This is a genomic window from Zobellia sp. B3R18, assembly GCF_018860715.1.
Classification (GTDB): Bacteria; Bacteroidota; Bacteroidia; order Flavobacteriales; family Flavobacteriaceae; genus Zobellia; species Zobellia russellii.
On sequence record NZ_JAHKQG010000003.1, the window covers coordinates 84,238 to 100,470 of the forward strand.

Annotated in this window: 12 protein-coding genes; 10 read left to right on the top strand and 2 right to left on the bottom strand. The window is 37.8% G+C overall.

All coding sequences use genetic code 11. From position 1 onward, the window contains the following. The first annotated feature begins 119 nt into the window (after positions 1 to 119). The 4 genes from KO513_RS01355 (at position 120) to KO513_RS01370 (ending at position 3,781) form a co-directional block, all read left to right on the top strand. A complete protein-coding gene (locus tag KO513_RS01355) occupies positions 120 to 1,475 on the top strand; it encodes an NAD-dependent succinate-semialdehyde dehydrogenase (protein WP_215911956.1) in 1,356 nt (451 codons plus the stop codon). A gap of 240 nt (positions 1,476 to 1,715) precedes the next feature. After that, positions 1,716 to 2,315, top strand: a complete 600-nt coding sequence (locus tag KO513_RS01360; protein ID WP_215911957.1) for a hypothetical protein — start codon at positions 1,716 to 1,718, stop codon at positions 2,313 to 2,315. Positions 2,316 to 2,429: 114 nt separating this feature from the next. Then, the gene (locus tag KO513_RS01365; protein ID WP_215911958.1) at positions 2,430 to 3,326 is read left to right on the top strand and encodes a DUF72 domain-containing protein; all 897 of its coding nucleotides are present in this window, start codon (positions 2,430 to 2,432) and stop codon (positions 3,324 to 3,326) included. Between the two features lie 56 nt (positions 3,327 to 3,382). Then, on the top strand, positions 3,383 to 3,781 hold the full coding sequence (locus KO513_RS01370) for an acyl-CoA thioesterase (protein ID WP_215440262.1): 399 nt from the start codon (positions 3,383 to 3,385) through the stop codon (positions 3,779 to 3,781). On the opposite strand, the gene KO513_RS01375 is transcribed toward KO513_RS01370, so the two are convergent. Next, entirely contained in the window at positions 3,778 to 5,067 is a 1,290-nt protein-coding gene (locus KO513_RS01375) for a dipeptidase (protein ID WP_215911959.1), read from the bottom strand. The genes KO513_RS01370 and KO513_RS01375 overlap by 4 nt on opposite strands. Before the next feature lie 197 nt (positions 5,068 to 5,264). Here KO513_RS01375 and KO513_RS01380 point away from each other — a divergent pair, with 197 nt between their 5' ends. From KO513_RS01380 to KO513_RS01405, 6 genes are read left to right on the top strand one after another with little or no spacing between them, the layout of a single operon-like run. After that, positions 5,265 to 5,999, top strand: coding sequence for an Hpt domain-containing protein (locus KO513_RS01380; protein WP_215911960.1), 735 nt, complete (start codon positions 5,265 to 5,267; stop codon positions 5,997 to 5,999). A 10-nt stretch (positions 6,000 to 6,009) separates the two neighbouring features. Then, positions 6,010 to 6,381 (top strand): response regulator transcription factor, encoded by a 372-nt coding sequence (locus KO513_RS01385; protein WP_215911961.1) that lies wholly within the window; start codon positions 6,010 to 6,012, stop codon positions 6,379 to 6,381. 1 nt (position 6,382) lies between these two features. Next, positions 6,383 to 9,265 (top strand): HEAT repeat domain-containing protein, encoded by a 2,883-nt coding sequence (locus KO513_RS01390; protein ID WP_215911962.1) that lies wholly within the window; start codon positions 6,383 to 6,385, stop codon positions 9,263 to 9,265. Then, complete coding sequence (locus KO513_RS01395) at positions 9,258 to 10,688, top strand: glycosyltransferase family 2 protein (RefSeq protein WP_215911963.1); 1,431 nt, start codon at positions 9,258 to 9,260, stop codon at positions 10,686 to 10,688. Before KO513_RS01390 ends, KO513_RS01395 begins: the two co-directional genes overlap by 8 nt. A gap of 8 nt (positions 10,689 to 10,696) precedes the next feature. Beyond that, positions 10,697 to 13,084 (top strand): LTA synthase family protein, encoded by a 2,388-nt coding sequence (locus tag KO513_RS01400; protein WP_215911964.1) that lies wholly within the window; start codon positions 10,697 to 10,699, stop codon positions 13,082 to 13,084. Beyond that, the gene (locus KO513_RS01405) at positions 13,081 to 14,400 is read left to right on the top strand and encodes a YaiO family outer membrane beta-barrel protein (protein ID WP_215911965.1); all 1,320 of its coding nucleotides are present in this window, start codon (positions 13,081 to 13,083) and stop codon (positions 14,398 to 14,400) included. The genes KO513_RS01400 and KO513_RS01405 overlap by 4 nt, the downstream gene beginning before the upstream one ends. A gap of 13 nt (positions 14,401 to 14,413) precedes the next feature. Here the strand turns inward: KO513_RS01405 and KO513_RS01410 are convergent, their stop codons facing one another. Further along, positions 14,414 to 15,706 carry a hypothetical protein gene (locus KO513_RS01410; protein ID WP_215911966.1) on the bottom strand — a complete coding sequence of 431 codons (1,293 nt, stop codon included), beginning with the start codon at positions 15,704 to 15,706 and terminating at the stop codon, positions 14,414 to 14,416. Positions 15,707 to 16,233: the final 527 nt, after the last annotated feature.

Genomic DNA, 16,233 nt, shown 5'->3' on the forward strand with positions numbered 1-16,233 from the left:
CCTTTTTTGTGTCAAAATTAGTTTTTAACGAGGTTATGAACAGTGGTGTAAATCTGTTATTTTGTAATTGAAGTTCATCTGAACAAAACACAAAGTAGATTTTAAAGAAAATAGATATAATGAAAGAGTCCATAAACCCATTTAACGGAGAGAAAATATATGAGTTTAATGAATTGTCTAGTAGTGAGTTAGACGATAAAATTAAAGTAGCGCATGAATGCTATGAAAATTGGAAGAATGTCACTTTTAAGGATAGGTCAAAATTAATGCGTAATGCTGCAAAGGAGTTAAAGAACAATAAGGACAAGTATGCTGAAATAATCACCAAGGAAATGGGGAAACCTATTTCTCAGGCTATTGCAGAAGTAGAAAAATGTGCGTGGGTATGTGATTACTATGCAGAGAATGCTGAAGACCAATTACAGGATGAAATCATAGAAACCGATGCAGAAACCAGTTTTGTTAAGTATCAGCCCTTGGGGGTTGTTTTGGCTGTAATGCCTTGGAACTACCCTTTTTGGCAAGTGTTTCGTTTTGCGGCGCCAAATCTTATGGCCGGTAACGTTGGTATTCTTAAACATGCTTCAAACGTTATGAAATCTGCGGAAATGATCCAAGAAGTGTTTGAAAATGCCGGGTTTCCAAAAGGATGTTTTCAAAATTTAATATTGAGTAGCGACAAAATCAAATCGGTAATTGAACATGAACTGGTACAAGCGGTAACCTTAACGGGAAGCAAACCTGCGGGGGCTTCCGTAGCCTCTATTGCAGGAGAAAATATTAAGAAATCGGTACTTGAACTTGGGGGGAGTAATGCACTGGTTGTTTTTGATGATGCCAATATGGAAGAAACTGTTGAAACCTGTGCTAATGCCCGTTTTCAAAATACGGGCCAGAGTTGCATTGCGGGCAAACGCCTATTGGTACATGAGAACATAGTTGATGAGTTTACCCAAAAGTATCTTGAAAAAGTTAAAAGCTTAAAGGTGGGAGATCCTATGGATAAGGAGACTTATATAGGTGTTATGGCTCGGGAAGATTTGGCAGAGGATTTAGAAAAACAAGTTCAAGGTTCTGTTAAGATGGGAGCAGAAGCTATTTTAGGAGGAAGTAGAAAACGAACCTTTTTTGAGCCTACCATACTTACAGGAGTTACCCAAGATATGCCAATTTTTAAAGAAGAAACATTTGGCCCCGCAATAGGAATAACCACTTTTAGTACGGATGAAGAGGCAGTAGAACTTTCCAATAATTCCATATTTGGGTTAGGGGTGAGTATGTTTACATCCTCTAAAGACCGAGTTAAAAACCTTGTTCCAAAATTTGATGAAGGCGCGGTTTTTGTGAACGAACTTGTAAAGAGTGATCCAAGGTTACCATTTGGAGGAATTAAAATTTCCGGATATGGCAGAGAGCTTTCTTCGCATGGTATCAAAGAGTTCGTGAATAAAAAAACGGTATTTATAAAACATTAACTATCAGTTTAAGTTTTGTTTTTAGTATTTTGATACATAGTTGTTTATGTGTTTATTTTTCATTGACGTTTACAGTTTGAAAAGGATGACTTTTCATAAAATTGATACAGTACACGAACATCTGTATTGACTTTAAAAACTCCAGTTTGTATTAAAAATAATGTTGGAAAAAAGAATAATGTTGTACATTTTTCAAACCTTCGTATCTTGTAAGAATATTAACCAATTAACTATATTCAGATGCGTAAGTTCGTAGTAATGGCATTATTGGTCGTATCGGCCAACTCTTTTGCCCAAAAAATGAAAGTAAGTAAAGGCGACATTAAAAACCTAAAAGATATCTCGGTCTATACTTTAGAATTTGATTACAGTAACCTTGAGATTCCTAAGTATGATTCCGAAGATGATTTCCTTGAGGATAAAATGGCAAAAAGGGAAGAAAAGGAAGCAGGTAAAGGCGAAGAGTTTAAAAAATCGTGGTTTGCAGACCGCCAAGATCGGTACGAGCCCAAATTCATTGAATCTTTCAATAAGCGTTTTGACGATGGAGAAGTGAGTGTTTCTATGGAAGACGCGGATTACACAATGAAGATTCATACCAACAAAATTTATGCAGGGTACAATGTGGGCGTAGTTCGCAAAAATGCAGAAATTGATGCTACTATTACAGTGTATGAAACAGCAAACCCTAGTAACGTGTTGTTGGAAGGCAAATACTCAGATGTTCAAGGTTACGGAGCCATGGGTAATGATTATAACAGCGGGTACCGTATTTCGGAATGTTACGCTAAACTAGCGAAGAACATGGCCGGTTTTATTATAAAGAAGGCGTTGAAGTAATTTTTAAGTTTAATGAGTGAAAAGCGACTATTAAAATAGCCGCTTTTTTGTTTTAATAAAGGCAGGGTATTCGCGTTATAGGAATAATTGCGTGACAAATGAAAATAATATTAGATGAAATTCGGAAAAGTAGAACACCCGGAACATGTTGATTTTACACTACCGGCCGACCATATAGATACAGCTGGTGTACTGGCCAAAAAGGCTAAAAGTCAACCTCTCAATATTTCTGTGGGTTGCGCCAAATGGAACCGTCAAGATTTAAAAAACTTCTATCCACGGGGAACAAAAGATGAGTTGGTGTATTATAGTTCCCAATTTAATAGTATTGAGCTGAATGCTACGTTTTATCGCATCTTTCCGGCGGAACAATATGAGAAGTGGTATGACAAGACTCCGGAAGGATTCAAATTTTACCCTAAGATTTCTAGGGACATAAGTCATTTAAGACGCCTAAACGAGGCTTCACTTCCCATAGTTGATAGATATTTAGAAGTTACTTCAAACCTCAAAGAAAAGTTAGGAACCATCTTTTTACAAATGCACGATAATTTTGGGCCTAAGAATTGGAATAGGGTGGTACGTTTTGTAGAATATTGGCCAAAAGAGTTTCCCCTAGCTATGGAGTTTAGGCATACAGATTGGTTTAATGATGAAAAAGTAAGTCAAGAGTTGTATCACCTTTTGCAAGAAAACAACATTGCCAACATTGTGGTAGATACGGCAGGAAGAAGGGATATGCTGCATATGAGGTTAACGAATAACGAGGCTTTTGTACGCTATGTTGGTGCAAACCACGTTACCGATTATGACCGTTTGGACGATTGGATCGAAAGATTGGATAGTTGGAAAAATCAGGGTCTTAAGAACATTAATTTCTTTGTGCATCAAAATATGGAATTGGAATCCCCTTTATTATCGGCACAATTTATTGCCAAATTGAATAAAAAATGGAGTACTCATCTTCAAATTCCAAAAACGTTACAAGATTCTACAGGTAAACTATTTTAGGGTTTCTTTCTTTCCTAATTTTATAAAAAATTCAACACACTTAAACTATAAACATCATGAGATTTCATTCTAGAAAATGGGTTAAACCCGGAGATTTGAATGCTAACGAGACCTTGTTCGGTGGGCGCGTACTGGCGTGGATAGATGAAGAGGCTGCACTGTACAGTATTATTCAGTTAGAGAACAAAAAGGTAGTTACCAAATACATGTCGGAAATCAACTTTATGAGTTCTGCCGTAAAGGGAGACATAGTAGAGATTGGTATTGAAGTAGTAAAGTTTGGAAAATCTTCGTTAACCTTAAATTGTGAAGTAAGGAACAAGATGACCCATGAGACCATTGTAACGGTAGATAACATCATCATGGTAAACCTAGATGATGAGGGTAAACCAAAACCACACGGAAAAACAAAAATTGAATATGTTGTAGACCGTTTGGCTTCCGAAGAGGATTAGGAAGTTTGCATGGTTTTAGCAATAGCTTCAACCTCATCTAGAACGCGTAATAGGTTTTCGCCCCAGAGTTTGGCAATTTCTTCTTCGGTGTAGCCACGTTTTACGAGTTCTAAGGTTACGTTGAAGGTTTCAGAGGCATCTGACCATCCTTTAATACCGCCACCTCCATCAAAATCAGAACTGATACCTACATGGTCGATTCCTATTAAATCGACCATGTAATCTATATGATCAACAAAATCTGATACATCTACCATAGGAGGCGCATCAGGAGATTTATCGGCAATGGAAATCCCTATTTTCTTAACCTTAGGATAGTTTTTTATAAAGGCTTCTTTCTGTGCATCGGTTAAAGAAGGAAATTGTTCTCTTGAATACCACTCGAGTCCCATGGAGTCTGCTACTTTCTTCAAAATGGTTTTAATATATGCGTTGTAAGCTTCGTCTTTCTCGGTATTCAAATACGAACTAAAAGCAACCGTCTGTACAACGCCGCCATTTTTTTTCATGAGTTTTAACTGTTCATCGTCTAGGTTTCTGCTATGGTCGCATAAGGCTCTGGCAGAAGAGTGAGAGGCAATTATAGGGGCTTTGGAAAGGGTAATCATCTGTTTCATAGCCTCTTTGGACGGATGGGAGACATCTACTATAATCCCTAATCTATTCATCTCTTTTACAGCTCCTTGGCCTAATTTACTTAAACCGTTATGTAGCCATACATTATCTTTTTCTCCGGTGTTGGAATCGCTAAACTGACTATGTCCGTTGTGGGATAATGAGATGTAACGGGCACCAAGGTCATAGTACTTTTTAAAATTTGCCAAATCCGTACCCATAGGATATGCATTTTCAACACCAATCATGGCTACCTTTTTCCCCGAAGCATGAATACGTCTTACATCTTTGGAATTTAGGGCCAGTTCAATATCGTTTGGTGCAATGTCTTCACATAAACGGTGTATGGCATCAAATTTTGAAATCGCATTTTTTTCGGCTTTGGCGTACCCTTTTTCTGTTAGGGAATCTTGCCCTGTATAAACTATAAGCCAGGTAACATCTAATCCCCCTTCATCCATTTTGGGCAAATTAATTTGTGTTTCTAGCCGTTGGGTATAGTTTATGCTGTCTGTGAAGTTGTTGATATTGATGTCGTTATGTGTATCTATCGTAATTATTTTTTCATGTATACGCATAGCCTTCTCCTGCAGGGTTTCCTCTGTTTTTTTCTTGCTTTCGGAACAGGAAACTATAGATAAAATGCTCAATAAATAGATAAAATGCCTCATAATAGGAAGAGTTAAACCTACAATTTATGCATTTTGACAACACTTTAGGCCCTGTAGGGAACATTTAGTTGTGTGCACTGTGCTAAAAAGGGAATTTTACAATGATCCGTATAAATATGTCAAATAAACAAACACTAGATAAATGTAACGAAACACCATAAATCAGTCCCACTCTTATTAACCTAAAACTACCTACATTGAAAACGAAAAACCTACTTTTCCAATTATCGGATTTAGAGTCGCACCTTAATAATTTTTCTACTGAGAAATTATCTACCGATGAGGCTTTCCATTTAAAAATATCTTTTCAGCATTTTAAAAAGAATCTTTTGGAGATGGTCTTCCTTACCGGGGAGAACATGAAAGAAACGGAAGGTGCGAAGGAAGATAAAAACTCCTCCGCAAAAATTAATGAGTTTGAAAAGGCCTATCCGGAATTGGACCTAGAGACCTACGAAGCCATTATAGAGCATCATAAATCTTACGGGAATGTTTTAAAAGAACTTCAAATTGATTCAGCTATGGATAAAAAAGACATTTTAATTCTCAAAGGAAAGACGAACAAAGGAAAAAATACCGATGTTGAAATAAATTTAAAGGTGGTATTGGACGAATGTATGGGTGAAATGAGCCTTTTACGAGAGTTAATAACCCTTTTTATTGGAAATGCCCTAGAGTTCATGGGAGCTGCCAAAATACATCTTCAAACCCAAGATTTTGATCAGTTGGATTTAGCTGCACACAAAATAAAAGCTGGTCTGGCTATGATGCGTACAGATGATTTGCATGAAATAGTTACCCAAATCCAAAAAGGCTGTAAACTAGACCAAGATCCTAAACACTTAGAGTTTCTTTGCAAGTGTTTTGGTGAAGAATTCCCAAAAGTTAAGAAGGCATTAGACCGCGCATATGTAGAGCTTACCAATAACTAAACACCTAACAATGGACAAAAAAAGACTATTGTTAGCAGAGGATGATGAGCTACTTGCTTCTTTGCTCAACTTTCGGTTAAAGAAAGGAGGATACGAAGTAAATCATAGCAGCAATGGAAAAGAGGTAAAGGAATTTCTTTCCAAAAACATGCCGGACATTATTGTGAGCGATATTATGATGCCCTATTTCTCGGGTATGGAACTTATAGCTTATGTGCGTAAAGAACTTAAATCCCAAGTGCCTATTATTATCATATCATCTGCAGGCAATGAGGAAAACGTTCTTAATGCATTTGAACTGGGAGCAAACGACTTTATATCCAAACCGGTGAGTCCGTCCGAACTTCTGGTACGCGTTGCCCGCGAGTTGAAAAAAACTTAATTTGTTAGAAACCTATAAAACATATCATGGGGCTGCTTTTATTACGCCGCCTAAAGTGGACACGAACATTCTCTGGGGATTATCCGTCTTGTTCGTTGTTCTTGCTGTGGTATATTTTATCTGTGTTTTCTTTTTTAGAAACAAAATATCCGCGACGGCTTCACGTACCAAGCAGCGAAAGAAAGAACTTTCTCCAATGATCAGTGAGTTCTTGTTTTATGAGGAAGATGCGGACAAGGGAGAAAAAACTAACTATATCTCCTTAAAAATAGAAATCAGGGAACTTCTTAAGGACGATTTCAATAGAAAGGTACTGGTGGAAGTATTGCTAGATCTTAGAAAGGATGTTTCTGGTGATACGCAAGAACGACTTTTTGCCCTTTACCAAGATTTAGGACTTGAAAAAGATGCTTTTGAAAAGTTGAAAAGCTGGCGCTGGGAGGTGATTTCTAAAGGCATTTTAGAACTCACTCAAATGCAAGTGGAGTCGGCCTATAGTTTTATCACCAAGTTTATCAATCATAAAAAGGGAACTATAAGAAAGCAGGCCGAGATTGCTACGGTTACCCTTAGACCGGAAGGAATAAATTATTTCCTGGATACTACTCGATATAAAATTTCTGAATGGCAACAGCTAAAGTTGTTGGATGTATTAAGAAATCAGGAAAATTACGAACCACCTAGGTTTAGTACGTGGTTGACATCAAAAAACAAGCATGTAGTGTTGTTTGCCTTAAGGCTTATTAAATATTACAACCAGAATGACGCCAACGCCTCATTGATAGAGTTGGTCAAACATAAAGATTATCAAATAAGGGAGGAGGCAATTGGCTGTATTAAAGAGTTTTATGTGGTTGAGTCTATACCTGCTCTTAAAGCGATATTTAGAAAATGCAATACGGATAGTAAGATTGTAGTGTTGGGAGCTATTTCAGAGTTAGGAAGCGCCAATGATATAGATTTCCTAAAATCAGTAGCAAAAAAAGAAAGCAACTTTTCTGTGTCCAGTAAAGCCTTAGCAGCAATAAATATGATTGCTCCGGAAACAGTTATGCCTACGGAGGGATTGGAAAAACCAAAACCATACAAAGAAGATATTGCCGAGGTAGAATTGATAAATGAAACTACTATTGAGACTGCATCACCACCGGTGACTCCTATACAGAGCGAAGAAGAAGTAGACCACATAGTTGAAGATTTGCCGTTGCCGGATACAAGTTTCAACCAATCTTCGCAAGAGAGCGAAGAGAATATTGTTGAGAACAGTCCGGTAGAGGAGACCGTTGATACTGAACTACAGGTCTTCACAGATGCCAAATCCGTAGGGACAGAAGAGTTTGTTAACAGCGATAGTACAATTTCAATTACTGAGACTCCAGAGGAAAAAGAAGTTAAGAAAGCAGTAAAAGAGCCTGTAGAACAAGTTGAAATAACAGAGCTACTTGTTATTGACCCAATTATCGTCTCAGGTTTTGTATCAAAAACCATAGAACCACAAGCCGAAATATTTTCCGAACCTTCATTACGATTTGATTTTTTACCAATTGTAATAGCCGATTCAATACCAACTAACCAACCCACTACAAAATATAGACCCATGGCCAATTCAGATAACCACAGCCCGGATATTAACAATATTGAAGTTGAGTATGTGGTAGTAAGTTCTACACTTCACAAAGGGGCTAATCCCGGAAAGCCATTTTTTGATATTGCTAATATTGATTTTCTCCCAATTGTAGTGGAGGATAAAGATTTAGAGGATTTAGAGTCCAATATAATAGATGAAGTTAATGAGCTGGATTTTCTTCCTATCGTTTTAGATAATGATGTGGAAATTGAGGAGGAGGTACATGACGAAACTACGGAAGAATTGGTTTTCCCAATTACGACTAGTCTGGACGGATTCACGTTATCGGATTTTGAAGTAGATTTTGCCAATGCCCAAGAAGTAACAACCTCTGAAGGTGATATAACTCCGGATAAAACTTTGCAAACCGATTTGGAAGGGCCAAAAGCCGCGGAATTGGAAAACGAAGATGTACTGTCCTGGTTAATGGCAGAGAATGAGTTAAGAGAGATAGAATTGGAATACGAGACTGTAAACTCAAACGAAACCACCAAGCCTTTTCTAGATTTGATTCCGGAGCCTGTTTACTATGATGAACATGAAACCTATATGATGGGCCTTCTAGATGATTTGGAGGAAATGGGAGACCATCGTGAGGTGCCTTTGTTGAAAGAACTTCTGGCAGAAGAGACTAGAGGCTTTATAAAAGACCGTATTAATAGTCTCATTGAGCAATTCTCCTCTTTTGGCAACATGATAAATAAAATTGGAGATAGAGCGCCTGAGGAGCCTATATTGGATATGCCTGCATTTAGTGTGTTTGCAGACTTGTTCAAAAATATAGGAACGGAGTCCAAACTAATTCTTTTGGATGAAATTGTTTCGGTTGGAGACGAAAAGGAAATCGATTTTTTAGATGGGCTTTTAGAGGATCCTGATTTACGAATACGGAAAAAGGCACAAAGTGCCCTTAAGTTGTTAGTGGAAAAAGTATCGAGAAAAAGCGACTTTGAAAAAGACCTTTTACCCAAACCTGTTGAGGAACTTCCTATTGACCTTTCCATTTTGGAACCCTTCACGCAATCAAAACCCAACAAAACGGACACAACAATAAAAAGCGCCGTAAATACGCAAGACAACCAAGAAATTATCAAGTTTGATTTTGAACTGGAAGATACGAGAGTACTTGATAAGAAGTACGATAAAAAAACATTGAGCATTGAGGTAGATGCTATTGAGGTATCTCCTAACGAGAGTTCGTTTTTTACTTCCATCATAGATTTCCCAAGAAAATTTATTGGAAAATTAAATGGATAGTACCTTTTTTAATATCCTCTTAGATTACATAAACATCGTTTTTCTGTTGTTTACGGTAATTCTATTCACTCTGTTTACTATTATGGGGGTATTATCTACTAGGAACTCTATTCACTACAGAAAGAAAAACAGTTTTGGCAGCCTTTCAAAAATTATGGCATCGCCTTTATCTCCAAGTATTACAATAATTGCCCCGGCTTATAATGAAGGTCTAACTATTGTTGAGAACATACGGTCATTAATGTCGCTTCGTTATGTAAACTATGAGGTCATGGTCGTTAACGATGGGAGTAAGGATGATACGCTCCAGAAAATGATAGATGCCTATGACCTTGTTAAAATAGATCAGAAAAAAGACCCCAACTGGAAAAATAAACCCATTAGGGGAATTTATAAATCGCCGCACAGGGCTTTTTCCAAGTTAACGGTGATAGACAAAGAAAACGGAGGCAAGTCAGATGCTCTAAATACGGGTATGGCCCTTTCCACCAACCGTTACGTTGGGTGTATAGATGTAGATTGCCTTTTACTCCCGGATGCATTGTTGCATGTGGTAAAATCATTCTATCAGCGTTCGGAAAAACGGGTAATTGCCGTTGGTGGTGTTATACGTGTGGCCAATTCTTGTGTCATAGAAGGCGGGCAGTTAGAGGAAATACGTTTACCTACAAATTGGTTGGCGAGGTTTCAACTGTTGGAATATACCCGTTCCTTTATTTTAGGTAGGATGGCTTGGGGAAGTATAGATAGTCTTCTTATCATCTCGGGAGCCTTTGGTTTTTTTGATCGTGAAATAGCACTTGCGGTAGGAGGTTATGATACGGGTACCGTAGGTGAGGACATGGAAATTGTCTTTAAGATGAGAAGGTACATGCACGACAGAAAGGAACCTTATACCATAGAATATATTCCTGACCCATTGTGCTGGACAGAAGTGCCTGAGGATTTAAAAATACTGGTAAACCAAAGAGATCGGTGGGCCAGGGGTAATCTGGAAACCCTGTTCAAACATAAGGACATGTTCTTTAATTCCAAATATGGGCGTTTAGGATTGTTGAGTTATCCGTATTGGTTTTTTTATGAGTGGCTAGCTCCACTCATGGAGTTTTTTGGCTTCTTCACCATTATCCTTTTTATATATCTGGGCATTTTAAATTGGGACTTTTTTATCGCCATAACGGCAATGGTCTACCTGTTCTCTATAATGTTCTCGTTTTATGCCATTCTATGGGATGTGTACAGCTATAATGAGTATAAGAAAACCAAGGATATCCTAACACTTATGCTGTGCGCCATTATAGAGCCGTTATTTTTTCACCCCATAGTGGTGTGGTCTGCGGTACGTGGGAATTATAAAAAACTATTCAAAATAAAATCGGGCTGGGGATCCCAGGTTCGTAAAGGCTTTGCCAAGGCCACTTAAAAAGTAAAATGAATACAAGTAAGATAGATAGATATTCTCTAAAGCATTACACCAGATTGATGATTTCTTTCTTTGGTAGTCTTTTGGTGCTTACTATTTATCAATATACAACGCTCTACTTCAAGGGGGTTGTAGATATCATATTCGGAACGAGTTTTCTTATAGCTGTGGTCCATCAAATTGGTTATACCTCTTTGGTGGGGGTCATTCTGGCGTTTCCATTTAATTTTTGGGAAAACCTTCGTCCGCGCTATGGTTTTAATTTAGTCTTTGTATTGCTTTTTATCCTATTGATCATAGAAGCTATGCTCATTAGCTATTTCTGTACGGCATTGGTACCCTTAGGTTCGGATTTATTAGGATATAGTTTTGAGGATATAAAAATGACGATTGCCAATTCCGGGGGTATTTCGTGGGTGCTTCCTTTAGGGCTTGTAATTATCATAGCCATGTTTTTTGGCTTTTATAAAGTAACCTCCAAGCACTATCATCACATTAATCGCATGTATCCGTTTACCATTATTTTGTTTAGCATGTTCATTGCTACGATGTTTATAGAAGGTAAACCGATCAACCATAACAAAACACAGTATCTAGCCCTTAATCTTTATGATACGTCTACAGAGGACACCTCCTATAATTCGGATATAGAATACCCTTTGATCAAATCAAAACCCATACAGAATGTTCTAGGTGAATATTTTGAGCTTAAAGACCAAAAGCCCAATATCGTTTTTATTATGGTAGAAGGGTTAGGTAGGGATTTTGTAGGAGCAGGGGCGGAGTATGGCGGCTTTACTCCTTTTTTGGATTCGCTTGCCACCAAATCTCTGTACTGGGAAAATTGTCTGAGCAATACGGGCCGTACGTTCGGGGTTTTACCGTCACTATTGGGCTCCTTACCCTTTGGTAAAAGCGGATTTATGGAACTAGAGAAGTATCCCAACAAGTTAACATTGTTCAGTATTCTGAAAAATAATGGATATCATACTTCATTCTACCAAGGAACAAATAGTTCTTTTGATAATGTAGATCGTTTTTTATCTAGTGAGAACCTTGACTTTGTATTGGATAAATCCGGGTTTGGAAACAAGTATAGGATGCAGGCAGAAGATGCTGCCGGTGCTTCTTGGGGCTATCCGGATAAGGAGCTTTTCAAAAAGAGCATGAGTTTGCCACGAGATGCGGAGCAGCCACGTATGGAGGTCTATATGACTATTAGTACGCATGAACCGTTTATACCGCCCAATCAGGAATTTTATGAAGATAAAGTGGCCAAATTGCTCTCACAGCGCGACTACGATAACAGGGTTGAGAATGTTATAGAAAAGAATGACAATGTATTTGCAACGCTACTGTATACGGATGATGCCCTAAAGTATGCTTTTCAGGAATACCAAAAGCAACCTAATTATGATAATACCATTTTCATAATAACAGGGGATCACAGATTAATTCCAATACCTCAGCGCAATAACCTCAGTCGTTTTCACGTACCATTGATTATGTATAGTCCGCTTTTGAAGAAGACCAAAAAAATGAGTGCCGTTAATTCACATTTTGATGTCACACCAACCTTGTTATCCCTTCTTGAAGCAAAGTATGAACTAAAAATGCCTAAAAAAGTGGCTTGGATGGGAAGCGCATTAGATATGGGTGAAGAATTTCGCTCCGTAAAGAACATTCCGCTTATGCGTAACAAAAACGAACTGAAAGAGTTTGTTGATGCTGAGAAAGTATATTCAAATGGTTCCATTTATAGTTTGGACAAAAATATGGATTTAGGTTCTTCCTTTGGAGGTTCAAAGACAGAGAGCAAGTTAAAGGCCTTTAAATCCATGAACGCCTATGTAACCAATAATGATAAAATTATTCCGGATAGTTTGGCCATTTTCTCGGTTAAGAAGGAAAAGTTCACAGACTCTGAAATTGTATGGATAAATAGTGTTTACAACGGACAGAATTTTGACAAGGTGTATATGATTGCTAGAGAGCTGGCTTTTGAACGGGAATATGAAAAGTCATTGTTGCTAAGCCGTTACATACTTTCCGAAGCACCAAGTCATATTGACACTAAGGTTTTAACCGGACGGGTAAATGTATGGATGGGCAATTATGAAAAATCCATTGAAATATTGAAAGCATGTATTAAGATGAATCCCAATTATATTGATTCTTATTCAGCTTTATTTGATGTCTATTTCTGGTCAGAGCGTTCAAAAGAAGGTTTGGAACTGGTAGAATTGGTAGAAGCAAATAGTTCTAGCGCCCATGAAATTAAGAACAAAATAGAAAGGGCTAAAAGACAGGCGCAAAAGAATAGAAGTACTGTGTACCTAGAAAAAATAAGAGACCCCCATACGGAGACCGCCGTAAATACGTTTGAAATAGAATGAGTACAAAAACTACATACCTATTTGCGTTCTGCCTTTTCATTGGCCTTTGGGTTAACGGACAAGATACGGACTATAATAATTTAGGTGATGTAAGTTTTGATACCGCTCGTAATTTAGCTTATGAAGGGGATTATAGGTCGGCCAACATAATGCTGACCAAATTGGTAAAACCGGACTCCAAAGATAATTCGGCTAGGTCGTTATTGGCCAGTACATATAGTTGGAACGGCGATTATGATAAAGCACGAGATGAGTTTAATATAATTCTTTCTTCGGATAAGGGAGATAGAAACACATGGATAGCAGCTGTTAAGAACGAGCTTTATGCCAAAAACAACGCAACGGCAATGGGCCTGGCAAATAAGGCTTTAGTCTATCTTAAAAGTGATGTTGAGGTTGAAAGATTAAGAACGATTGCAGAGGAAGGGTTAGCCCTAACAGAGTACCCTGAATCCGGATGGTTCAATCAGGATGACGGCATTGCTCCTCAAAAAGGAATAGCATCCACTAAGGAAGATAAGAAAACCATAGCTCCTAAAGTGGTAGATACGTTAGCAGCTAAAACGCCCGTTGCAGAAGAAGTGTTGAAGAATAGGGTCTCCGTAAGAAATTCAGCAACTATATACGATACAAGGTATGATCCTATGTTTTATTCCACTATTTCATACCAAAGGCAAACCTTGGCAGGAAGTATCATTCCAAAAATAAACTACAGCAACCGTTTAGGCACTTATGGTGTTCAATATGATTTGGATTTTTACCCCAAATTTTCAAAGCGTTTCTATGCGTATATGAACTACGGATTTTCCAATGCCTCAATTTATCCAAAACACAAACTAGGTGGAGACCTGTATGCCAATTTGCCCGGTGCATTTGAATTTTCTGCCGGTGGTAGGTATATTACTTATGACAACACCAATGTATCCGTTATCACCAATTCGCTGGGGCATTATCGTGGTAATTATTATTTCTCTTTACGTTCGTACATTACACCAATGCCGGATAATCTAACGCGTTTTTCAGGAAACTTGTTGGTTAGAAAATATCTGAAAGATGCGGAAAACTATTTGGGATTGAATGTGGGTATGGGGTATTCTCCGGAGCTGAGACAATTAACTTCGGGTGATGAGCTTTTGGCCGAAACACTTTTGTATGTGGAGTCTCAACGTTTAAGCTTGGAATATCAATTTACAGGTAAGAATAGCCCAAATATTTACAGGGCCAATGTTGGTGCTTCAAGGCAGGAATTAGCCTTTGCTTCCGGCAAGTTCTTTTATGGGGTTTCCGCAGGTATTACCTACGAGGTAAAATTTTAAGTTTACCCTTTCTTTATTTGCTGTCTTTGGGAGTATGGGTATCAAACACCCACTTATCTGCGTACATGCCATAAACAAGACCTATTTCGTTCTCTTGCACGTATTTTTCATCCTTGCCGGGGTCAAAGTTCACATTGTACACATAAACTTTAATGTCGTTATCTCTCAGTTGAAGCATTAATTTGTTTTGTGCGGAAAGTATTCTACGCGAGAGTGCAACATGTTTTACGTTGTTTATAGCTAACCATCTAAGCTTATCTCCTTTTATTTTCATTAAGGGCTCTTGAGATATCATAGCGGAAATGCCATGTTGAGATGCTTCTTCTATGGCCATAGGACTAAAGAGCTCCATGAGCAATCGTTTTTTGTCTACAAATTTATTGGCAAATCCTATTGGGTCGTTAATTTTATCGGTTACCAAGGTAGCATCGGGGTGGGCCTTGAACCATGCGTTTATTCCCTTAAGGTCCAAAGTAGTATAATCTCCATAAATCTTATGTTTCATGAATTCTGAATGGGAGGGAGGCAATTCACCTGTAAAATCCGTAAAACGCGCCCACATGGCCCAATCATGCGCTGCAACCAACTCTCCGTCCGAAGTTTCAATAATATCAAGCTCAAATAACCTAAATCCCTTTTTGTAATTCTCGTCAAGGGCATTTTTGGTGTTGGTAGATTTAATGCCGTTTATTTCACCACCTGCATGGGCGATATACCGGTTGTTGTTGGGTTCAAAATCATAGGTGATTCGTGGGAAATAAACGGTGCTATCTTTAATAAGTTTTGGAATATTTTCTGAAATTGTTGCAGAGTTATCGTTAACCTCTTCCGTTATAATGCCATTAAAGTTATGCATAGCATAAGCTTGACAACCTTTTAAAGTTGCTAGTTTTTCAAACCCCATTCCTGATAGTTCTGCAGATGGTTTAAGCGAACCATTTACTGCCGAATCATGTGCTAGGATGGCAAAAGTGGTTTTGTTGGCCTGCATTTTCTTTAAGAGGACCACCAATTTGGTTACTTCTTCAGGGCTGGAATATGTGTCAAAGGTCTTGAATTCGTAAGTGTCCGAAGAGTTAAAGTGTACTACAGTAAGTCCACGTTCAACATGTTCTGTTTGGCCCGCTATGGTAAAGCTGCTTTTTTGTTTGGCATTAAAACTATGGCTGCTCAGCTTTAAGGTCGTTTCGTTATTAGATTTAGTTATGATGGTAGGGGTGGTTTTTGCCAAACCTATTTCAGTAGATCCTAAACACAAAATAGCGCACAGGGAAACTAGACCGATGATTTTTATTTTCTTTTTCATTATATATGAAGAATATGAGATAACAAGAATTTAGAAGTCACTCTAGAGGCACAAAATTGTAAAAGAGTAACACTATATAATATAACGTTTTACGAACCGTGCTTATTGCTACAGTATTGTAGGAAGCTAAAATTGATTTTTTTTGGTTTAAGAGTAGAATTAGGATGCTTTAAAACATACACGACCTAATCTTTGGGAAAACAGGTGGCACAGGGTAGTATAAATGTCAGGGTTGCAATTAAAACCGTTGAAAACCCTTATAAACATTAGGGTTGATGAAGTGTAAATAATTGAGATACAGAGAGTGTTGGATGAAATGAGGCATTTTTACGATGAATTACACACCTATTTTGTTCAAGAAATGAGCAATTTTACAGGATTAACAGGTTTTACAACATTTTTCATTCGTTACACCACAATTTATTGTTTGAGGCTCTCTTTATGAATAAGTTTACATCATAATAATTAAGACACCAAATCAAAATATTAACTTAACCTATACAAATCATGCTTTACGATACCTACGG